The organism is Streptomyces sp. S4.7, from assembly GCF_010384365.1.
Taxonomy (GTDB): Bacteria; Actinomycetota; Actinomycetes; order Streptomycetales; family Streptomycetaceae; genus Streptomyces.
On record NZ_CP048397.1, the window covers coordinates 4,109,474 to 4,130,994 of the forward strand.

Annotated in this window: 19 protein-coding genes and 1 pseudogene; 16 read left to right on the forward strand and 4 right to left on the reverse strand. The window is 72.2% G+C overall.

The features are described from left to right. The first annotated feature begins 216 nt into the window (after positions 1–216). Positions 217–537: a hypothetical protein gene (locus tag SSPS47_RS18315; RefSeq protein WP_023539836.1), complete on the forward strand. Its 321-nt coding sequence runs from the start codon at positions 217–219 to the stop codon at positions 535–537. A gap of 149 nt (positions 538–686) precedes the next feature. On the opposite strand, the gene SSPS47_RS18320 is transcribed toward SSPS47_RS18315, so the two are convergent. Further along, complete coding sequence (locus tag SSPS47_RS18320) at positions 687–1,091, reverse strand: TIGR03618 family F420-dependent PPOX class oxidoreductase (protein WP_164252019.1); 405 nt, start codon at positions 1,089–1,091, stop codon at positions 687–689. A gap of 196 nt (positions 1,092–1,287) precedes the next feature. On the opposite strand from SSPS47_RS18320, the pseudogene clpB reads away from it, so the two are divergent. Together clpB and SSPS47_RS18330 are read left to right on the forward strand one after the other, a co-directional pair. Then, positions 1,288–3,870, forward strand: a pseudogene (gene clpB / locus SSPS47_RS18325) (ATP-dependent chaperone ClpB); the annotation flags it as partial. 289 nt (positions 3,871–4,159) lie between these two features. Next, positions 4,160–4,708 carry a YbjN domain-containing protein gene (locus SSPS47_RS18330; RefSeq protein ID WP_147873506.1) on the forward strand — a complete coding sequence of 183 codons (549 nt, stop codon included), beginning with the start codon at positions 4,160–4,162 and terminating at the stop codon, positions 4,706–4,708. Between the two features lie 55 nt (positions 4,709–4,763). On the opposite strand, the gene SSPS47_RS18335 is transcribed toward SSPS47_RS18330, so the two are convergent. After that, entirely contained in the window at positions 4,764–5,849 is a 1,086-nt protein-coding gene (locus tag SSPS47_RS18335) for a mannosyltransferase family protein (protein WP_239065292.1), read from the reverse strand. 376 nt (positions 5,850–6,225) lie between these two features. Between SSPS47_RS18335 and SSPS47_RS18340 the strand changes: the two genes are divergently transcribed. Further along, positions 6,226–6,717 carry a CHAT domain-containing protein gene (locus tag SSPS47_RS18340; protein ID WP_239064965.1) on the forward strand — a complete coding sequence of 164 codons (492 nt, stop codon included), beginning with the start codon at positions 6,226–6,228 and terminating at the stop codon, positions 6,715–6,717. A gap of 15 nt (positions 6,718–6,732) precedes the next feature. On the opposite strand, the gene SSPS47_RS18345 is transcribed toward SSPS47_RS18340, so the two are convergent. Beyond that, a complete protein-coding gene (locus tag SSPS47_RS18345) occupies positions 6,733–7,950 on the reverse strand; it encodes a pyridoxal phosphate-dependent aminotransferase (RefSeq protein WP_239064966.1) in 1,218 nt (405 codons plus the stop codon). A 102-nt stretch (positions 7,951–8,052) separates the two neighbouring features. Beyond that, positions 8,053–8,184, reverse strand: coding sequence for a hypothetical protein (locus SSPS47_RS36005; protein WP_275405156.1), 132 nt, complete (start codon positions 8,182–8,184; stop codon positions 8,053–8,055). Between the two features lie 532 nt (positions 8,185–8,716). Here SSPS47_RS36005 and SSPS47_RS18355 point away from each other — a divergent pair. The 12 genes from SSPS47_RS18355 to kynU all read left to right on the forward strand — a co-directional run bounded on the left by SSPS47_RS18355 (position 8,717) and on the right by kynU (position 21,505). Continuing rightward, a complete protein-coding gene (locus SSPS47_RS18355; RefSeq protein WP_164252022.1) occupies positions 8,717–9,235 on the forward strand; it encodes a DUF2617 family protein in 519 nt (172 codons plus the stop codon). Positions 9,236–9,340: 105 nt separating this feature from the next. Next, positions 9,341–10,978, forward strand: coding sequence for a polyamine aminopropyltransferase (locus SSPS47_RS18360; protein WP_164252023.1), 1,638 nt, complete (start codon positions 9,341–9,343; stop codon positions 10,976–10,978). An 81-nt stretch (positions 10,979–11,059) separates the two neighbouring features. Next, a complete protein-coding gene (locus SSPS47_RS18365; protein ID WP_164252024.1) occupies positions 11,060–12,439 on the forward strand; it encodes an SRPBCC domain-containing protein in 1,380 nt (459 codons plus the stop codon). Between the two features lie 35 nt (positions 12,440–12,474). Continuing rightward, positions 12,475–13,293, forward strand: coding sequence for an aldose 1-epimerase (locus tag SSPS47_RS18370; RefSeq protein ID WP_239064967.1), 819 nt, complete (start codon positions 12,475–12,477; stop codon positions 13,291–13,293). Between the two features lie 35 nt (positions 13,294–13,328). Next, complete coding sequence (pyrE, locus tag SSPS47_RS18375; protein ID WP_147873513.1) at positions 13,329–13,874, forward strand: orotate phosphoribosyltransferase; 546 nt, start codon at positions 13,329–13,331, stop codon at positions 13,872–13,874. Between the two features lie 105 nt (positions 13,875–13,979). After that, positions 13,980–15,011 carry a class II fructose-bisphosphate aldolase gene (fbaA, locus tag SSPS47_RS18380; protein ID WP_147873514.1) on the forward strand — a complete coding sequence of 344 codons (1,032 nt, stop codon included), beginning with the start codon at positions 13,980–13,982 and terminating at the stop codon, positions 15,009–15,011. 89 nt (positions 15,012–15,100) lie between these two features. After that, positions 15,101–16,264 carry an aminotransferase class I/II-fold pyridoxal phosphate-dependent enzyme gene (locus SSPS47_RS18385; protein WP_239064968.1) on the forward strand — a complete coding sequence of 388 codons (1,164 nt, stop codon included), beginning with the start codon at positions 15,101–15,103 and terminating at the stop codon, positions 16,262–16,264. 24 nt (positions 16,265–16,288) lie between these two features. Continuing rightward, entirely contained in the window at positions 16,289–17,791 is a 1,503-nt protein-coding gene (locus SSPS47_RS18390; protein ID WP_164252026.1) for an MFS transporter, read from the forward strand. 108 nt (positions 17,792–17,899) lie between these two features. Next, entirely contained in the window at positions 17,900–18,313 is a 414-nt protein-coding gene (locus tag SSPS47_RS18395) for a DUF3151 domain-containing protein (RefSeq protein ID WP_078075930.1), read from the forward strand. Positions 18,314–18,454: 141 nt separating this feature from the next. Continuing rightward, positions 18,455–19,270 carry a DUF3152 domain-containing protein gene (locus SSPS47_RS18400; protein WP_164252027.1) on the forward strand — a complete coding sequence of 272 codons (816 nt, stop codon included), beginning with the start codon at positions 18,455–18,457 and terminating at the stop codon, positions 19,268–19,270. 92 nt (positions 19,271–19,362) lie between these two features. Further along, on the forward strand, positions 19,363–20,208 hold the full coding sequence (locus tag SSPS47_RS18405) for a tryptophan 2,3-dioxygenase family protein (protein WP_164252028.1): 846 nt from the start codon (positions 19,363–19,365) through the stop codon (positions 20,206–20,208). Beyond that, complete coding sequence (gene kynU, locus SSPS47_RS18410) at positions 20,201–21,505, forward strand: kynureninase (protein ID WP_164252029.1); 1,305 nt, start codon at positions 20,201–20,203, stop codon at positions 21,503–21,505. Before SSPS47_RS18405 ends, kynU begins: the two co-directional genes overlap by 8 nt. Positions 21,506–21,521 lie beyond the last annotated feature (16 nt).

The window sequence follows — 21,521 nt, forward strand, 5'->3', positions numbered from 1 at the left end:
TCGTCTTAGTCGCGGGGGGAGGATAGTGATCAGAATGGGGTGGAGATCGTCCATGAAGAGGATGGCTCGCGCGTTTTGCGTACTTGCTTTTGCGGTGGCCGTGACGGGCTCGCTCGTCGCGGGTGGCACCCCCTCGGCGGACAGTGCGTCTGTGTCCGCCGTCCAGGCCCTGCCGAGTGATCCCTCCTGGGACAGTGCACCGGCGGACTTGGGCGCATGACTGTCCCGCCGGACGACAGGGTCTTTCGGCGAGAGATGGCCTCGGCCTACCGGTCCGGATGGCACTTCATCGATCTCGTCACGGCGATCCCACACCGTGGTGACTCGCTGATGGTCACCCTGTTCGGAGAGCCCGTGGTCGTCGTCCGCGAGGAGGACGAGGACGTCCGTGCCTACCGGTGTCTGAGGAAGCCTCGGGGGGCGCCGCAGCCCGTACGCTGCGCGATTCGGTACGACATGATTTTCGTCAATCTTGACCAGCGTGACCACCAGCTGGTCGAACCACAGACCATTTCCGCCACCCCCCGCAGTGCCTGAGCGATTCCCCCGTCGTAGTAGATCGCTCGGGCGCTTCCCCCACACAGCGGCGCCATCGTGGACCTGAAACGCGATGGCGCCGCTGTGCTGTCCGCGTACGGGGCCGGTGTGCCGCGTGCCGCGTGGTGGCGGCGTACGCGCGGCGCGCGTCATCCTCTGCCCAGTGCGCGGTCGACCGCGATCTCGATGACGACCCGGTCCGGGTTGGGTGCCGGCGTGCGTTCGTAGCGGGCCGCGTAACGGCCTACGGCGTCCGCGACCCGATCGGTCTCCGTGCGCACCGTCGCGAGGCCCTCAAGCGTCGCCCAGCGCCTTCCGTGGACCTGGCAGACCGCGACCCGCCCCCCGTCGGGGCCCGCCGCCAGGACGTTGGCGACCTTGGTCGAGTTCTTGTTGGTGATGACACGTGCCAGCGCGGCCTCCGGTTCGTATGTCACGCCCACCGGCACCACGTGCGGTGTGCCGTCCGGCCGGAGTGTGGTCAGGGTGCACAGGTGGCGTTCTCCCCAGAAGGCGAGATATTCGGGGTCGGGATCGCGTACGTCTTGGGCCATGCCGGAAGAATAGGCGCGTAACGGCCTCGGGGGTGCGGGGCGGCGGGAGTTGGGTCGGCGCGACGATCGGCGCGGCGATCGGCCGCCGGGCGTTCCTTCCGCGCCTTGAGTGGAATAGACTCAACTTTGCGTACGTTGGGTGGGTCAGGTCCCAGGGGTTGCGGGACGGGCCCGAGTCGAGGAGGAGAGACCGCACGTGGACGCCGAGCTGACGAACAAGAGCAAGGACGCGTTCAACGCCGCCACCGAGCGCGCGGTGTCGGCCGGCCATGCCGATCTGACCCCCGCGCACCTGCTGCTCGCGCTGCTGGCCGGGGAGGACAACGAGAACATCACCGACCTGCTCGTCGCGGTCGACGCCGACCAGGCCGAGGTACGGTCCGGGGCGGACCGGCTGCTGGCCGGGCTGCCCAGCGTGCGGGGCTCCACGGTCGCGCCGCCGCAGCCCGACCGCAGGCTGCTGGCCGTTGTCGGCGACGCCGACAAGCGGGCGGGGAAACTGGGCGACGACTACGTCTCGACCGAGCACCTGCTCATCGGGATCGCGGCCGAGGGCGGCAAGGCCGGGGACGTACTGGACCGGCAGGGGGCCGGTGCGAAGAAGCTGCTGGCAGCGTTCGAGAAGACAAGGGGAGGGCGCCGGGTGACCACACCCGATCCGGAGGGCCAGTACAAGGCCCTGGAGAAGTTCGGCACCGACTTCACGGCCGCGGCGCGGCTGGGCAGGCTCGACCCGGTCATCGGCCGGGACCAGGAGATCCGCCGCGTGGTGCAGGTGCTGTCGCGCCGTACGAAGAACAACCCCGTACTGATCGGTGAGCCCGGCGTCGGCAAGACGGCCGTGGTGGAAGGGCTCGCGCAGCGCATCGTCAAGGGTGATGTGCCGGAGTCCCTGAAGAACAAGAAGGTGGTCTCCCTCGACCTCGGCGCGATGGTCGCGGGTGCCAAGTACCGCGGTGAGTTCGAGGAGCGGCTGAAGACCGTCCTGTCAGAGATCAAGGAGAGCGACGGGCAGATCATCACGTTCATCGACGAACTGCACACCGTCGTGGGCGCGGGCGCCGGCGGCGACTCCGCCATGGACGCGGGCAACATGCTCAAGCCCATGCTGGCGCGCGGTGAACTGCGCATGGTCGGCGCGACGACCCTGGACGAGTACCGGGAGCGCATCGAGAAGGACGCGGCGCTGGAGCGGCGCTTCCAGCAGGTGCTGATCGCCGAGCCGAACGTCGAGGACACGATCGCGATCCTGCGCGGACTCAAGGGCCGTTACGAGGCGCACCACAAGGTGCGGATCGCGGACGCCGCTCTGGTGGCCGCCGCCGCGCTCTCCGACCGCTACATCACCTCGCGCTTCCTGCCCGACAAGGCCATCGACCTCGTCGACGAGGCGGCCTCCCGCCTCCGTATGGAGATCGACTCCTCGCCCGTCGAGATCGACGAACTCCAGCGGTCGGTCGACCGCCTCCGTATGGAGGAGCTGGCACTCAAGAACGAGTCGGACCCCGCGTCCAAGCAGCGTCTGGAGAAGCTGCGCCGTGACCTCGCCGACCGCGAGGAGGAGCTGCGCGGGCTCGACGCGCGCTGGCAGAAGGAGCGGCAGGGCCTCAACCGCGTCGGTGAGCTGAAGGAGAAGCTGGACGAGCTGCGGGGCCGGGCCGAGCGCGCGGAGCTCGACAACGACCTCGGCACCGCGTCCAAGCTGCTGCACGGCGAGATCCCGGCCGTGGAGCGGGAGTTGGAGGCCGCGGCCGAGGCGGAGCAGGAAGCCGCCACGGACACCATGGTCAAGGAGGAGGTCGGCCCGGACGACATCGCCGATGTCGTCGGCTCGTGGACCGGGATCCCGGCCGGGCGGCTGCTGGAGGGCGAGACGCGCAAGCTCCTCCGTATGGAGGCCGGGCTGGGGAACCGGCTGATCGGCCAGACGGAGGCGGTCGGGGCGGTGTCGGACGCCGTACGGCGCACCCGCGCGGGCATCGCGGACCCGGACCGGCCCACCGGATCGTTCCTCTTCCTCGGACCGACCGGCGTGGGCAAGACCGAACTGGCCAAGGCGCTGGCCGACTTCCTCTTCGACGACGAGCGGGCCATGGTCCGTATCGACATGAGCGAGTACGGCGAGAAGCACTCCGTCGCCCGGCTCGTCGGCGCGCCGCCCGGTTACGTCGGATACGAGGAGGGCGGCCAGCTCACCGAGGCCGTCCGCCGCAGGCCGTACAGCGTGGTTCTGCTGGACGAGGTCGAGAAGGCGCACCCGGAGGTCTTCGACGTCCTGCTCCAGGTCCTCGACGACGGCCGGCTGACCGACGGCCAGGGCCGGACCGTGGACTTCCGCAACACCATCCTGATCCTCACGTCGAACCTCGGCAGTCAGTACCTGGTCGACCCGGTCCCGTCGGCGGAGACGAAGAAGAAGCAGGTGCTGGAGGCGGTACGCAGCTCCTTCAAACCGGAGTTCCTGAACCGGCTGGACGATCTCGTGGTCTTCTCGGCCCTCTCCAAGGAGGAGCTGGCCCGGATCGCCGACCTCCAGATCGCCCGTCTCGCCAAGCGCCTGGCGGACCGGCGTCTGACGCTCGACGTCACCCCGGAAGCCCTCACCTGGCTCGCCGACGAGGGCAACGACCCGGCGTACGGGGCGCGCCCGCTGCGCCGCCTGATCCAGACGGCGATCGGCGACCGGCTGGCGAAGGAGATCCTCTCGGGCGAGATCGTGGACGGCGACACCGTGCGGGTGGAGCGCGCGGGGGACGGGCTGATCGTGGGGCCCGCGACGCGTGGGCAGGAGCCGGAGGACACGGCGGCGGGTGCGGGCGACACGGCGGCGGGGTCCGGGCGGGACGCGCCTTCTTTGGAGAAGACGCCGTAAGGCGCCGCAGGACGCCGTGAGGCACGGCAGCTCGCAGGCCCGTCACCCGCGTGGTGGCGGGCCTGCCCGTGCGCCGTCGCGTGGGCCGTCGCGCGGACCTTCCCGTGATTGCCGACGGGGTGCAGGGTTTCCGCCCGGGGATCGCGGCTAGGGTCGTCGTCAGACAACGGCATGCCATCCTCAGGAGAATCCAGCGATGACCATCGACCCGTCCTCGATTCCGAACTTCGGGGCCCAGCCCCAGCCGCAGGCTGCGGGAACGGCGGGCCCTGTCGTCCCCGACCAGGATCTGGTCAAGCAGCTTCTCGACCAGATGGAGCTGAAGTACGTCGTCGACGACGAGGGTGACCTCGCGGCGCCGTGGGAGGAATTCCGTACGTACTTCATGTTCCGCGGTGAGGGCGACCAGCAGGTCTTCTCCGTGCGGACTTTCTACGACCGGCCGCACGCCATCGATGACAAGCCCAGGATTCTCGACGCGATCGACGACTGGAACCGCCGCACGCTGTGGCCCAAGGTCTACAGCCACGTGCACGAGGAGGAGGACGGCGGCCCCACGACCGTCCGGCTCATCGGCGAGGCCCAGATGCTGATCGGCACCGGGGTCAGCCTGGAGCACTTCGTGTCGTCGACCGTCAGCTGGGTCCGGGCCTCGATCGAGTTCGACAAGTGGATCGTCGAGACCTTCGGGCTGACTCCGGCCGAGGAGAAGCCCGCCGGGGAGAAGCCGGCCGACGACGCCTGAGACGACGTCCGACGACGGAGCCGGACAACGAACCTGACGACACGTCCGAGGACCGTCACAGCGGCATCGGGGCGAGCGTCAGCAGGTACGTCCCGTAGCAGCACGACAGCCCGGCGAGGGCGATGATCACCACGATCACCGCTCTCGGCCGGGCTTTCGTGAGCGCGCACGCGAGCGGGAGCAGCAGCGGGAACGCGGGCAGCAGGAAGCGCGGCTTGGACTCGAAGAACCCGCCGCCGCCGACGGCGATCAGGAGCAGCACCCCCGCGTACACGAGCAGTGGCAGGGGCGGGCGGTTCTCCCGGTCCACGAGGAGCAGCGCGAAGAGCAGTACGGCCGCGGCGACGATCAGCGCGGTCATGGGAGTGGCGAGTTCGGTGGGCCGCAGCGCGACATCGCGGACGTTGAGCAGGTTGTCGACACCGAGGTCGAAGCGGGACCGCCAGCCGGCCTGCACGGCGAAGTAGCCGCTGAGCGGGTCGCCGGTGCGCAGGCCCACCCAGAGCACCCAACCGCCCCAGCCGAGCGGCGCCACGACCGCCGCCGCCCAGAGCCGCCAGGGGGCGTGGCCGCGGCGCTTCCACAGTTCGTACGCCGCCGCGGCGCACACCGCCGCGGCGATCGCGATCCCGTTGGGCCGCGACAGACCCGCGAGCGCGGCCAGCGAACCCGCCCACAGCCAGCGGCCGGTGAGCACCGCGTAGAGGGAGAAGGCGGCGAAGGCGGTGAGGAGCGGTTCCGTGTACGCCAGCGAGAGCACGACCGAGTGGGGGAGCAGGCCCCACAGAAGCACCAGGACGGCCGCGGTGGTCCGGCCGTGGAGGCGTTCGCCGACGAGGTAGACGGCGAGGGCGGCGGCTGCCGCCGCGACCCAGGAGAGCAGCAGGGCCGCGGTGTCCCCGGTGAGCGGGAGCACGGTCGTGACGGCGCGTACGAGGCCGGGGTAGAGCGGGAAGAACGCGAGGTCGCTGTGGACGGCGCCGTCGGTGAAGTGGAGCGTGTAGCCGTAGCCGTCCGCGGCGATCCTCGTGTACCAGACGGAGTCCCAGCTGCGGGTGAGCAGTTGGGACGGTGAGCGGCCGATGTGCTCGGCCCACAGACACAGCACCAGCAGACCGGTGAGCCGGGCGGCGGCGAACAGCCCGAGCGCGGGGGCGGCACGGCGGAGTGCGGAGGAGAGGCGGGCGGCGCGCCGGTGGGGGGTGCGCCGGGGGACGAGGGCGGTGAAGGTGACGGCCGGTGGTGTAGCCGGCCCGGAGGCCCGTGCGGGGGCCTTTCGGGTGGCCGGCGGGACGGCGTCGGCGGCGTCGGCGGTGTCGAGCGTGTCGGCGGACAGGGGGCACCTCCGTGCGCGCGTGATCGGTCGAGCCGACCTTCGGCGCGACCCGTGCCCCGCGCGACCGCTGAGCCGCCGACCGGGTACGAAGGCGGGCCGTACGGGGGGTGCGCGGGGGCGGGCGGCGTGTCGGCGTGACAGGGGTGGCAGCGGGCGCGGAGCCGCGCGCGGTGCGGGCGGGGTGTGTGTCGGCGGAGGCGTACGGCACGTCGCTGCCGGGCCTGTCGTCGGTGGCGACGCGCATTTCGCCTGCCACGCCGTCAGCGATCCCCAGCGCCCGTCGAACGGCCGGCTGATGCCGCACGGCCCGGCGGACGCGTCGCCGACGGTCCGCGATCTCGCCCGGCTGTGCCTTCCGGGCGCCCGCCTGGCCTATCTGTCCGCGTGCGACACGATGCGGATCAGGGCCGAACTCGCCGACGGGTCCGTGCACCTAGCGAGCGCCTTCCAGATGGCCGGCTTCCCCCATGTCGTCGGCTCGCTCTGGCAGGTGGACGACACCGTCGGGGCGCGGATCGCCCGCGGGCTGTACGAGCGGCTGGCCCCCGACGAGGGCGGCCCGCTGTCCGTGGAGGGCACGGCGCGCGCCCTGCACCGCGCGGTGTGCGAGGTGCGCGCGGACCACCCCCGCACCCCGAGTCTCTGGGCCTGCCAGGTCCACACGGGGCCGTGACGGCGGCCCCGGCCCTCACCCCGCCAGCGTCTTCAGGCGCCCGGCCGCGTCCGCCAGTACCTCCGTGCGCTTGCAGAACGCGAAGCGTACGAAGGGCGCGCCCTGCTCCCGGTGGTCGTAGAACACCGCGTTCGGTACGGCCACCACCCCGCAGCGCTCCGGCAGCGCCCGGCAGAAGGCGAAGCCGTCGCTCTCGCCGAGCGGGCGGATGTCGGTGGTGACGAAGTACGTGCCCGCCGGCCGGTAGACCTCGAATCCGGCCGCGACGAGCCCCGCCGACAGCAGGTCGCGCTTGGCCCGCAGATCGTCGCGCAACTCGTCGAAGTAGCTGTCCGGCAGCCGCAGGGCCTCGGCGACGGCGTACTGGAAGGGGCCCGCCGAGACGTACGTCAGGAACTGCTTCGCGGCCCTGACCGTGCTCACCAGCTCCGGCGCGGCCGTCACCCAGCCCACCTTCCAGCCGGTGAACGAGAACGTCTTCCCGCTGGAGGAGATGGTGACGGTGCGCTCGCGCATCCCCGGGAAGGTCGCGATGGGGAGGTGTTCGCCGTCGAAGACCAGGTGTTCGTAGACCTCGTCGGTGACGACCAGCAGATCGCGCTCGACGGCGAGCGCGGCCACGGCCGCCAGCTCCTCGCGGGTGAGGACCGTGCCGGTGGGGTTGTGCGGGGTGTTGAGGAGGATCAGCCGGGTGCGCGGGGTGACGGCGTCGCGCAGCTCGTCCAGGTCCAGGTGGTACGCGCCGTCGCGGGGCCGCAGCGTGACGGGGACGCGGGTGCCGCCCGCCAGGGCGATGGAGGCGGCGTACGAGTCGTAGTACGGCTCCAGGGCGATCACCTCGTCGCCGGGCTCGACCAGGGCGAGCAGCGAGGCGGCGATCGCCTCGGTGGCTCCCGCCGTGACCAGGACCTCGGTGTCGGGGTCGTACGCCAGGCCGTACCGCTTCAGCTGGTGGTCGGCGATCGCGGTGCGCAGCTCGGGGACGCCGGGGCCCGGCGGGTACTGGTTGCCGCGGCCGTCGCGCAGGGCCCGTACGGCCGCCTCCCGGACCTCCTCGGGGCCGTCGGTGTCGGGAAAGCCCTGGCCGAGGTTGATCGCGCCGGTCCGGACGGCCAGCGCCGACATCTCGGCGAAGATCGTCGTCCCGAACTCCGCGAGGCGTCGGTTGAGCAGGGGGCGCCGGGGCGCCGGGTCGCCGCTCGCGGCGGGCGTCGGGGGATTCGTGGCGGTCATGGCGGCCATCCTGCGCCGAAGCTCTGGAGTTGCTCAAGTCTGCTTTGGGCCCGCGGGGCGGGGGCATCCCCCAGTCACAAAAGAAGACGGCACGAAAGCCGATCACTGGCGAAGCCGGTCCCGCAGCGACGCGGGGGCCTCGCTTCGGGGGAACAGAAAGACGGTGAAGACGATGAACGTTGTGGCGTTGGCCTTCGGGCTGCTCGCACTGTTGGTTGTCGGGTTCTTGATCATGTTGGGCAGCTTCTCGAAGCGCCGGCGCGCACGGAACAACCGAGGGGTCCGCCTCTCGCGCAGCCGTTCCGGCGCCGGCGGGAGCGGTGGCGAGGGCGCGAGCTGGTGGTCCTCGGGAGACGGCGGCGGCTCCTCGTCCTGCGGCGGAGGTTCGTCCTCCTGCGGAGGCGGCGGAGGCGGCGGGGGGTGCGGCGGCGGAGGCAGCTGACACGGGGCAGCTGGTCCGTGGCCATTGACGATGCCCGGTGGAACGAACTTCCGCCGGGCATCGTCATGTTGGGCCGCCGGGAGCCCGAAAGGGCGCCAATTCGTTGAACAGTTGAACTGTGGTGCCCCCCAAGGGATGGAAACCACGCCAAGTTGGGTAAAAAACGCTGCGAGCGCCCCTTACTTCGTGATTCTCTCGCTGTTGAGATTTTCCAGCCCCCGGACCTTGGGCCTCGAACCTCGGACCTTCGCGCGGAGCCGAGCAGACGATCTCCTACTTCCGTCAGTTCTCAGTTCTCAGTTCTCGTGTTTGCGGAGCCGACCCATGCTCAGAACTCTCAACACCGCCTACACCGACACCCGTTCGGCCGATCTGGCCTGGGCGCTTGGGCGCGAGCCGCTGCCCGCCCTCGCCGTCCTCGATCTCGAACTCGGATGCGCCAAGGTCCAGATGAGGCTTCTTGGCGCTTCTCATCAGGTACTTCTCGAACAGGAGCAGGGCAGTTGCTCCGAGACGGTGGCCTGTATCCCCGGCAGCAGCACGCCGTTGCCGCTCGGCGTCGCGGAGCGCGTGGGGGAGTGGAGTTACGAATTCGCCGCGCGCGTCGAGACGTTGTCGCAGGGCTCGTTCGCGGGGCGCGCGCAGGAACTGCTCGCACTGGTCGCCGACCACCCGAACGGCCTCGCGGGTACGTTCCCGGGTGACCCGCACGCGTTCACGGCGATGCTCGTGCGGCGGCACGACGGCCAGGTGTCGTGGCGCACCTGGCACGCGTATCCGCAGGAGGGGACGCTGGTGGTGACCCGGACGCGGGTGGGCGTGCGGGTGCCGGTCGCGCTGTAGCGGTGGCGGGGCGGGAGTGCGGCGGGGGCGCGGAGTGGATACGAACACCGTTACCACCCTTGTGGGTGACAAGACGCACGCAAGTCGTGACGTAGCGTTACTGGAATGATCGACCAGTCCGTGGTCGCGCCGCCGGACAGCGCGGCGCGGCTGCCCGTCCGACCGAGCGCGGGTCGTTTCCTGATCCTCGTCGTGGTCTTCGTGTGCGCCGCGTGCGGACTGGTCTACGAGCTGGAACTGGTCGCCCTCGCGTCGTATCTGATCGGGGACTCCGTCACACAGGCGTCGGTCGTCCTGTCCCTGATGGTCTTCGCGATGGGTCTCGGCTCGCTCCTCGCGAAGCGGCTGCGCTGCCGGGCGGCGGTCGGATTCGGTCTGGTCGAGGCGGCGCTCGCGCTGCTCGGGGGGCTCTCGGCGCTGGTGCTGTACGCGACGTTCGCCTGGATGGGCGAGTCGCGGTACGCGCTGATCGGCTTCTCGCTCTCCATCGGGGTCCTCATCGGCGCGGAGATCCCCCTGCTGATGACGCTCATCCAGCGCGTCTCCCGGCAGGACGCGGGCGGGACGGTCGCCGATCTCTTCGCGGCGGACTATGTGGGCGCGCTGGTCGGCGGGCTGGCCTTTCCGTTCCTGCTGCTGCCGTGGTTCGGGCAGCTCACGGGCGCGCTCCTGACCGGCGCGGTCAACGTGGTGGCGGGCGGGGCGCTCGTGCTCTGGGTCTTCGGGCGCGATCTGACGGGCCGTGAGCGGGGACTGCTGCTGCTCGTGAACGTCCTGGTGCTGGCGGTCCTGGCCACCGCCGCCGTCCTGGTGGACGACTTCGAGCGGGCCGCGCGGCGCGCGGTGTACGGGGACGGGGTGCGGGTCGCCGTCCAGACCGACGTCCAGGAGGTCGTCCTCACGGGCGGGGCCGAGGGGCCGCTGGACCTGTATCTGGACGGGCGGCTGCGGGTCAGCGAGCGCGACGAGTACCGGTACCACGAGGCGCTGGTGCATCCCGCGATGCGCGGTCGGCACGCGCGGGTGCTGATCCTGGGCGGCGGGGACGGGCTCGCGGCGCGCGAGGTCCTGCGCTATCCGGACGTCCGTTCGGTCACGCTGGTCGAGCTCGACCCCGGCGTCGCGCGACTGGCCCGTACGGACCCGGCGCTGGCCGCGCTGAACGAGCACGTGTACGGCGACCCGCGATTCCGGGTGGAGTACGCGGACGCGTTCACCTGGCTGCGGGGGCGGGGGACGGCGGGGGCGGGAGCGTACGACGTGGTCATCTCGGACCTGCCCAACCCCGGCATCACCCCGAGCACCAAGCTCTACTCGGAGGAGTTCTACGTGCTCGCCTCGCGGGTGCTCGCCGAGGGCGGGCGGCTGGCCGTGCACGCGGGGCCGCCGGCCGTCCGGCCGCGTACGTACTGGACGGTGGAGGCGACGCTGCGGGCGGCCGGTTTCGGTACGAGCCCGTACACGGCGAAAGGGCGGGCGGCAGGGTTCGGGACGGGGCCCGACCGGTCCCACGACGGGAAGAACGCGGGCGGGGCGGAAGGGGCGGGGGAGGGTGTGCGTACGGACTGGGGCTTCGTCCTGGCGGCCGCCGGCCGGACACCCGCGGTGGGGCTCGCCCCGGACGCGCCCCGGCTGCGCTCGCTGGCCCCGCCGGTGCTCGAAGCGGGCATCCTCCGGGCGGAACGCACCAGATTGCGCGATCTGCCACCGTCGACGCTGGTGCATCCGAGATACGCGGGCTGATGGGGACGGGTCCGCGGCCGGAGGCGGCCGTTGTGTGCGGAGGGGCGCCTGAGACGGCGGGGCTGAGTAGGCTCGGATCCCATGGAGCATGAGGTGTTCATTCCGGTTCCGGCTGAGACCCTCCGCGAGGCGCTGCGGGATCACGCCCGCGTCGCGCGCTGCGTCCCCGGACTCCAACAGGACGCGGACGAATCGGCGCGCCCCCTCTCGGGCCGCCTGAAGGTCCGCGTCGGCGGCCACACGATCACGTACCGCGGCGCGCTGACGCTCACGGAACGGGCGGGGGCCTTCACGGCGAAGGGCGAGGGTTCGGAGATCCGCGGTACGGGCTCCGCCGGGCTGAACGTCCGCGTCCGGCTGCGGGAGGAGGCCGGCGGCACGACGGTGTCCTTCACGGCGACGTCGACGTCGGAGGGGCGCCTGGCGGAGATCGCCCCCACGACGACCGAGGCGACGGCCCGCAGACTGCTGGACCGCTTCACGACCGCGCTGGGTGCCTCCGGCGGGGTGGCGCAGGACGAGTCCGCCGGGGGCACAGCCGGTGCCGATGGGTCTGCCGCCGCCGATGCGGCTGACGCGGCCGGCTCGGACCGGGATGACACGGCTTCGGGGCCGACGCGCGGCGCGAAGCCGGGCGGGGCGACTGGTGGGGGCGCGGGTTCGGACGGCGACTCGGCCGCGCAGGCCGCACCCTCCGGTGCTGACGGCGGGGCGGGCCGGGAGGCGCCTGCCGCGGGCACGGCCGATGCCGCCGGTGCGGGTGGGTCCGGTGCCCGTGCCGCCGACGGGGACGGCTCGGACCGAGGCGCGAGGGCCTCGGGGGCCACTCCCGGCGCGAAGCCGCAGGGCGCCGGGGCGGCGGGTTCGGGGGATGCGGGCGACGAGGCCGGTGGGGCGGCCGGCGCTGCCGGGCAGGGCGGGGGCGGAACGGCTGCGGGTGCCGCTGACGATGCCGGTCAGGCGCCGCAGGGCGCCGGGGCGGGCGACCCGGACGGCGAATCCGGCGCGCAGGCCCCGGACGCTTCCGGCGACGAGGCCGGCGTACCCGACCCGGACGCCCCCGGCGACGACGCCTCCGGCGCGCGGACCCCGGACGACTCCGACGACGAATCCGGCGTACCCGACCCGGACGCCCCCGGCGTACCCGATTCCGGGGAGTTCGACGCCCCCGTGCCGCCCTCCGCGCTCGACGCGTCCGTCGAGTTCGGGGTCACCGCCTCCGGGGAAGGGGACTTCCTCGTACCGCTCGATCCGCCCGCCGAGGCCGCGCACGCGCGGCGGACCATGATCGGGCGCAGTGCCGAGGAGGTCGACCACGCGCCGCCGCGTGGGCGTTACGCGCCCGAGCGTGCTCCCGACACCGGGGGCGCCGGGGCCGCGCTGCGGTGGGTGGGGCCGGCCGCCGCGCTCGCCATCGCCGGGGCCGTCGTCGTCGGGCGCGCGCTGCGGCGCAGGCGTTGAGCCCCGCGCCGGGCCCCGCCGGTTAGGGTCATGGCGTGAGTACGGACACGGACCAGAAGCGCGAGATCCGACTGGCGGCCGGCGACGCCGAGTTGACCATCCATCCGACGAACGGCTGCCGCCTGGCGAGCCTGCGCGCCGGCGGTACCGAACTGCTGCGCCAGGGCGACCGGTACGGCTGCTTCCCGATGGTGCCCTGGGCCGGACGGGTCGGGCTCGGACGGTTCCGCAACGGCGGCGAGACCCACCAACTGCCCCTCAACTCCCCGCCGCACGCCATCCACGGCACCGGACGCGACACCTCCTGGCGCACGGCGCGCAAGGGCGGGAGCGAGGCGGCGTTCACCTACGAGCTGGCCGACCCGTGGCCGTACACCGGCCGGGTCACCCAGCTCTTCGAACTCACCGGGGACTCGCTCACGCTGACGCTGGGCGTCGAGACGTACGACGACTCCTTTCCCGCCCAGGCGGGCTGGCACCCGTGGTTCCTGCGCCACCTCGACGGCTCCACGGCCGACGAGGACGCCGTACGTCTCGACTTCTCCCCCGCGTGGCAGGAGGAGCGCGGCGAGGACCACCTGCCCACCGGCCGCCGTGTCGAGCCGCGCCCCGGCCCCTGGGACGACTGCTTCGCGATGCCCGACGGCGTCGACGCGACGCTGACCTGGCCGGGCCGGCTCGAACTGAAGGTCACCAGCACCGCCGAGTGGGCGGTCGTCTACGACGAGCAGGCCGAGGCGGTCTGCGTGGAGCCGCAGACCGGCCCGCCGAACGGGCTCAACACGGCGCCGCGCCTGGTCACCCCCATCGACCCCCTGGAGATCAGGGCCACCTGGAGCTGGCGCCGGCTCTGACAGGGCCCCGCGGGCCGGGTCGTAAGCTCAGGGCCATGACTGACGTACGCGCTGAGCTGCTCCAGCAGATCAAGGACAAGGCCGTCGTGCACGGCAAAGTGACCCTCTCGTCCGGCATCGAGGCCGACTGGTACATCGATCTGCGCCGCACCACGCTGGACGGGCAGGCCGCGCCGCTGGTCGGCCGGGTCATGCTCGACACCGCCGCGGCCGCCGGTCTCGACTACGACTGCGTGGGCGGGCTGACGCTCGGCGCGGACCCCGTCGCCACCTCGATGCTGCACGCGTCCGCGGCGCGCGGCGAGCGCCTGGACGCGTTCGTCGTGCGCAAGCAGGGCAAGGCCCACGGCATGCAGCGGCGCATCGAGGGCACGGACGTGAAGGGCCGCCGCTGTCTGGTCGTGGAGGACGTGTCGACGACCGGAGGGTCCCCGCTGACCGCGGTCGAGGCGGTACGTGAGGCGGGCGGCGAGGTCGTCGCCGTGGCGGTGATCGTCGACCGCGGGGCCGCCGGCGCCGTCGAGGCCGCGGGCCTGCGTTACGTCAGCGCGTACACCCTGGACGACCTCGGCCTGGCCTGAGCCTCACCGCAGGCACGAGAGTCTGGAAGGATGGCGGCGACAATGACGTCGCCCCCAGGTCAGGGACAAAGCACCTCACACCCGCACATCACAAGGAGCGGCCCGATGCCCATCGCAACCCCCGAGGTCTACGCCGAGATGCTCGACCGGGCGAAGGCAGGCAAGTTCGCCTACCCGGCCATCAACGTGACCTCGTCCCAGACCCTGCACGCCGCGCTGCGCGGCTTCGCGGAGGCCGAGAGCGACGGCATCATCCAGATGTCGACCGGTGGTGCGGAGTTCCTCGGCGGCCAGCACAACAAGGACATGGTGACCGGCGCGGTCGCGCTCGCGGAGTTCGCGCACATCGTGGCCGCCAAGTACGACGTCACGGTCGCCCTGCACACCGACCACTGTCCCAAGGACAAGCTGGACACGTACGTGCGTCCGCTGCTCGACGTCTCCGCCGAGCGCGTCAAGGCCGGCCGCAACCCGCTCTTCCAGTCGCACATGTGGGACGGCTCCGCCGAGACCCTGGCCGACAACCTCGACATCGGCGAGGAGCTGCTCGCCAGGGCCGCCGCCGCGAAGATCATCCTTGAGGTCGAGATCACCCCGACCGGCGGCGAGGAGGACGGTGTCACGCACGAGATCAACGACTCCCTCTACACGACCGTCGACGACGCGCTGCGCACCGCCGAGGCGCTGGGCCTGGGCGACAAGGGCCGCTACCTGCTGGCCGCGTCCTTCGGCAATGTGCACGGCGTCTACAAGCCGGGCAACGTCGTGCTCCGTCCCGAGCTGCTGAAGGACCTTCAGGACGGCGTGGCCGCCAAGTACGGCAAGCCGGCCGGCAGCCAGCCCTTCGACTTCGTCTTCCACGGCGGCTCCGGCTCCTCCGCCGAGGAGATCGCGACGGCGCTGGAGAACGGTGTCGTGAAGATGAACCTGGACACCGACACCCAGTACGCCTTCACACGGCCCGTCGCCGACCACATGTTCCGCAACTACGACGGTGTGCTGAAGGTCGACGGCGAGGTCGGCTCCAAGAAGACCTACGACCCGCGCACCTGGGGCAAGCTGGCCGAGGCGGGCATGGCGACGCGCGTGACCGAGGCGTGCGCGGCGCTGCGTTCGACCGGTACGCGGCTCAAGTAAGCGGCTCGTCGCACCCAGCGGGCCCGGTGTCCTCCGTGATGCCGGGCCCGCGGGCTGTCCCGACGAGGTCCGAGGAGGATCACCCACCCGTGGGCTACGACTTCGACACCCCCGTCGACCGCCGCGGCACCTGGAGCGTCCAGTGGGACGGGGTCGCCGACCGTTTCGGTGTGGACGGGCTGCTCCCCTTCACCATCTCCGACATGGACTTCGCGTCCGCGCCCGAGGTGCTCGCGGCCCTGCGGTCGCGGCTCGCGCACGGTGTGCTCGGCTACACCAACTGGCGGCACGGGGACTTCCTGTCGGCGCTGCGCCACTGGTTCACCACGCGCTACGACACCGAGCTGGACACCGACCGCGTCGTGTACGCGCCGTCCGTGCTCAACCAGGTGTCGCAGCTGCTGCGGATGTGGACCGGCCCGGGCGACGGTGTGGTCGTCCACACCCCCACGTACGACGGTTTCCGCAAGGCGGTCACCGGGCTCGGCCGTGAGCTGCGCGGGGTGCCGGTGGGTGACACCCCGGCGCTGGAACGGGAGCTGACGCGCGCCGACAGCAAGGTGCTCATCCTGTGCTCGCCGCACAATCCGACGGGCCGCGTGTGGACGGAGAGCGAGCTGACCGTGTTCGCCGGGCTGGCGGCGGCGTACGACGTGGCGGTGATCAGCGACGAGATCCACGCCGACTTCGTGCACCCCGAATTCGTCCCGGACGGCCGCCGCCATCTGCCGTGGAGCCGGTTCGGCACCGGCCGCTGGGCGATCGTCACCTCGGCGTCCAAGTCCTTCAACTTCCCGGCGCTCAGCGGCTCGTACGGCGTCATCGGCGACCGGGACGACCACGCGGAGTTCATGCGCCGGATGCTGACCGCCGAGGGGCTCGCCTCACCGGCGGTTCTCGCGCTGACGGCCCACATCACCGCCTACCGCGAGGGCGCGCCGTGGCTGGACGCGCTCAACACGTACGTCGCGGCCAACCTCCGCATGCTCGCCGACCGCCTCGACGCCGCGTTTCCCCAACTGGCCTGGCGCCCGCCGGAGGCCGGTTATCTCGCCTGGATCGATCTGCGGCCCCTGGGCGTGGACGACGCCGCGCTCCAGCGCGAGCTGATCGAGCACGAGAAGGTGGCGATCATGCCGGGCACGACGTACGGCTGCGAGGGCTACGTACGGCTCAATGTGGGCTGCCCGCGCGCCAAGGCGGAACTGGGCACGGACGCGTTGATCCGTGCGCTGGGCCGGCTCGCCAGGTAGCTCCCGTGCGGGGATGATGCCCCCATGGACATCAGGCTGGGCACGGCCTCCGGCCGGTGGATCGTGTTGACGACGGTGCTCGGCTCCAGCATGGCGCTGCTCGACTCGACCGTCGTCAATGTCGCGCTGCCGCACATCGGTGACGATCTCGACGCGAGCCTGGCCGACCTCCAGTGGACGGTCAACGCGTACATGCTCACGCTCGCCGGGCTGATCCTGCTCGGCGGGTCGCTCGGGGACCGGTTCGGGCGGCGGCGGATCTTCGTGCTCGGCATCGTGTGGTTCGCCCTCGGGTCGCTGCTGTGCGGTGTCGCGCCCACCGCCGAGGTGCTGATCCTCGCGCGGGCGCTCCAGGGGGTGGGCGGCGCGCTGCTGGTGCCCGGGTCGCTGGCGCTGATCCAGGCGAGTTTCCATCCGGACGACCGGGCGCGGGCCGTGGGGCTGTGGTCGGGGTTCGGAGGTGTCGGGGCGGCCGTCGGGCCGTTCCTGGGCGGCTTCCTGGTGGACGGGCCGGGGTGGCGGTGGGTCTTCCTGCTGAACGTGCCGCTGGCCGCGATCTGTGTGCCGGTGGCGCTGCGGCACGTGCCGGAGTCGCGGGACCCGGCGGCGCACGGGCGGTTCGACGTGCTCGGCGCGGTGCTGGGCGCCGCCGCGCTGGGGCTGGTGACGTACGCGCTGATCGCGAAGGCGTGGTGGGCCGGGGCGGCGGGTGTGCTGGTGGGGGTGTGGTTCGTCCTGCTGGAGCGGCGGCGGCCCGATCCGATGCTGCCGCCGTCGATCTTCTCCTCGCGGCTGTTCACGTCGGTCAACATGGTGACGCTGTGCGTGTACGCGGCGTTCGGCGGGTTCTTCTTCCTGACGGCGTTGCAGCTCCAGGTGGTCGCGGGCTACTCCGCGCTCGGCGCCGGGACGGCGCTGCTGCCGACGACCGTGCTGATGCTGCTTTTCTCCGCGAAGTCGGGTGAGCTGGGCTCCAGGATCGGGCCGCGCATCCCCCTCACGGTGGGGCCGCTGCTGTGCGCCTGCGGGCTGCTGCTGATGCTGCGGGTGGGCGGCGGCGCGGACGCCTCGTACGTGCGGGACGTACTGCCCGCGCTGGTGGTGATGGGGCTCGGCATGGTGACGCTGGTCGCGCCGCTGACCGCGACGGTCCTGGCGTCCGTCGACAGCTCGCGTGCGGGCCTGGCCAGCGGTATCAACAACGCGGCCGCGCGGGCGGCGGGTCTGCTGGCGGTGGCCGCGCTGCCGCTGCTGGCGGGCGCGGGGCCGGAGGTGTACCGCTCGCCGACGCAGTTCGACGCGGCGTTCGACCGGGCGATGCCGCTGTCCGCGGGGGTGCTGGTCCTGGCGTCGCTGATCGCCTTCACGATGGTGCGTACGCCGAAGGCCGCTCCCGGTGGGACGGCGGAGGCGGCGCCCAGCCTGCCGCAGTGCAAGGTGAACTGCGGGCTGTCGTCACCGCCGCTGGAGCCGACCGCCGTGCGCAAGGGGGCGGCGGAAGGAGGCGCGACCGCGGCGGGGGCGTGAGGGCGCGCGACGGCACGGAACCCGGGACTGCGGTCCGGGACCGCGATTGCCGGTGGCAAACCCGCTCCACCGCCACGGAATCCGGCGCGACCTGGGACACTCGGAAGCATGGCCATCCATAAAGACCTTCTCGGGGGACCGCCCCCCACCCACCTGCCCGACGACCCCGAACCGCGCGAGCTTCTCGCGAACGGGACGGCGCCCGCCGACGTCGCGGCGAAGTATCCGACGTCGTCGCTCGCGTGGGCCCAGCTCGCCGACGACGCGTTCGAGAACGGCCGGGTCGTCGAGTCGTACGCGTACGCCCGTACCGGCTACCACCGGGGCCTCGACTCCCTGCGCCGCAGCGGCTGGAAGGGGCACGGCCCGGTGCCGTGGGAGCACGAGCCGAACCGCGGCTTCCTGCGCGCCCTGCACGCCCTCGCCCGCTCCGCGCAGGCGATCGGCGAGCACGAGGAGTACGAGCGCTGCTCCGTCTTCCTGCGGGACTCCTCCGCGGCGGCGGCCGACACCCTCGGCTGAGGTCTCGTCGCAGGTCCGTGGCCGTCCGAAAGGCTACGGACCTGCGGTGCGCGGTCGATACGATCGCACACGCCATCGAATCCGGCAGGAGGCCCCGGCACCCTCTCCCCGACGCCGGTCGTACCAGGGGAGAAGTCCGTCTTGGGCAAGCGTGTCCCGGCCCACCGCCGGCGTCGTCTGTACGCCCGCGCGCTGCCCCTGGGCCTGGGTCTGACCGCGCTCCTCGTCGGCGGTGTCGCCGCCCTCGCGGGCCGGCCGGAGTCCGGTCCCACCGCCGGGGCCGCGGCCCCGGGGGACGAGAAGCCCCGTTCCGCGGCGGCCACGACACCGCCCCCGAGCCCGGCCGGCAGCGCCGGGCCGAGCCCCGGGACGCCGTCCCGCATCCCGATACCCCCCGACGGCCCCGGCACCTTCACGACCGCCCGTTCCGCCGGCTCGCCCGTCGGCTCCGGTGGCACGCTGCGCCGCTACAAGGTCCAGGTCGAGAGGGGCATCGACCTCTCCGGGCGGGAGGCGGCCGTCGAGATCGAGACAATCCTGGCGCACCCCCGGGGCTGGACCTCCGAAGGCCGCCACTCCTTCCAGCTCGTGGGCTCCGGACCGTCCGACTTCGAGGTCAAGATCGCGACGCCGGGCACGGTGGACCGGATCTGCGGCGCCGCGGGCCTGCGCACGCGCGGCGAGGTGAACTGCACCGTCGGCCGCACCGTCGTGGTGAACCTCAAGCGGTGGGTGCTGGGGTCCGACCAGTTCGACGGCCCGGTCACCGAGTACCGCGCACTGATCATCAACCACGAGGTCGGCCACCGCATCGGCCGGGGCCATGTCACCTGCGCCGGCGCCGGAAAGCCCGCGCCCGCGATGATGCAGCAGATCAAGGGCCTGCGCGGCTGCCATGCGAATGCCTGGCCGTACGCGGAGGACGGGACGTACATCACAGGTCCGGCGGTGCCGTGAAGACGGGATTATGATGCCGACAGGGGACCGGAGCTCCGAAACGATACGGAAGGGGCGGACCGCTACCCGGTAGCAATATCGAGGAGACAGAGATGTCGCAGCACCCCGATGCCTCCGGAGCCGGTTCGGAAGCCCCGAACCTCGACTTCGCGGGTACGACCCCGTACGAGGACTACGTCCAGGCGGACGTCCTCACCCATCTTCAGCACCCGATGTCCGACGATCCGGGCGAGATGGTCTTCCTGGTGACCACCCAGGTGATGGAGCTGTGGTTCACCGTCATCGTCCACGAGTGGGAGACCGCGTCGCGCGCGCTGCGCGAGGACCGCGTGCCGGTCGCGATCGACGCGCTCAAGCGGTCGGTGCGCGAGTTCGAGGCGCTGAACGCGTCGTGGACGCCGCTGAGCCAGCTCACGCCCGTGCAGTTCAACTCCTACCGCAGCGCGCTCGGCGACGGCTCCGGCTTCCAGTCGGCGATGTACCGGCGGATGGAGTTCCTGCTGGGCGAGAAGTCGGCGTCCATGCTCGTACCGCACCGTGGCGCGCCGCGTGTGCACGCTGAGCTGGAGAAGGCGCTCCAGGAGCCGAGCCTGTACGACGAGGTGCTGGGCCTGCTGGCCCGGCGCGGTCTGCCGGTGCCGGCGCAGGCGCTGAACCGGGACCTCACCCAGAAGTACGAGCCGTCGAGGGCGGTCGAGGAGATATGGGCCGGGATCTACGCGGAGCCCGACCAGCACGGTGAAGTCATCAGGCTGGGCGAGGCGTTGACGGATGTCGCCGAGCTGGTGTGGCGCTGGCGCAACGACCATCTCGTGGCGACGCGGCGCGCGATGGGCTCCAAGACCGGGACGGGCGGCTCCGCCGGCGTCGCCTGGCTGGAGAAGCGCGCGCAGAAGAACGTGTTCCCGGAGCTGTGGACGGCGCGCAGCCATGTCTGAGGCGACCGAAGCGCCCACTGCGTCTGTGCCCGGGTCCGGGGCCGGGTCCGCATCCGCATCGGCGTCGGAGGCGCTGGTGAAACGCGCCGCCGAACTCGACGCGGCGGACCAACTGGCCGCGCACCGTGAGCTGTTCGCGCTCGACGACGACTCCGTCTACCTGGACGGCAACTCGCTCGGGGCGCTGCCCCGCCACGTCCCCGCGCGGGTCCAGGACGTCGTCGCCCGGCAGTGGGGCGAGCTGCGCATCCGCTCCTGGACCGAGGGCGGCTGGTGGACCGCGCCGGAGCGGATCGGCGACCGGATCGCGCCGCTGGTCGGCGCGGGACCCGGCCGGATCGTGGTCGGTGACTCCACAAGTGTCAACGTTTTCAAGGCGGTTGTGGCGGCGGCCCGGCTTGCGGGGGAGGGCCGCGACGAACTCCTCGTGGACGCCCTGACGTTCCCCTCGGACGGGTACATCGCGGAGTCGGCCGCGCGCATGACCGGCCTGCGGCTGGTGCCGGTGGCTCCCGCGGATCTGCCGAGCGCCGCCGGACCGCGTACGGCCGCCGCGCTCGTCAACCACGTCGACTTCCGTACGGGCCGGCTCCACGACCTGCCCGGCATCACGGCGGCGCTGCACGACGCGGGCGCGCTCGCCATCTGGGACGTGTGCCACAGCGCGGGCGCGCTGCCGGTCGGACTGGACGGGCACGGGGTCGACCTGGCGGTGGGCTGCACCTACAAGTACCTGAACGGCGGGCCGGGTTCACCCGCGTTCCTGTACGTCTCCGAGCGCCACCAGGCGGCATTCGACTCCCCGCTGCCCGGCTGGACCTCGCACGCGGACCCGTTCGGGATGACACCGCGGTACGCGGCGGCGGACGGCGCGACGCGGGGCCGGGTCGGCACGCCGGACATCCTCTCCATGCTGGCGCTGGAAGCGGCGCTCGATGTGTGGGAGGGCGTGTCGCTGAACGTCCTGCGGGCGAAGAGTCTGGCGCTGACGGACTTCTTCCTGCACTGCGTGGAGGCGTACGCCCCGGCGGACCGGGTCTCCTCGCTGACCCCCGTGCCGCACGCGGAACGCGGCAGCCAGGTGGCACTGCGCTGCGCGGAGGCGCCCGCGGTGATGGCGGAACTGATCACCCGCGGCGTGATCGGCGATCTGCGCCGCCCCGACGTGCTGCGGTTCGGCTTCACGCCGCTGTACGTGGGCTTCCGCGACGCGGAGCGGGCGGCGCGGGTGCTGGGGGAGGTCCTGGCGAAGATCCCGGGCGGGGCTCCGGCCGACACCGGGGGCGTGCTCGCCTGAACGTGCCGGCCGGCCG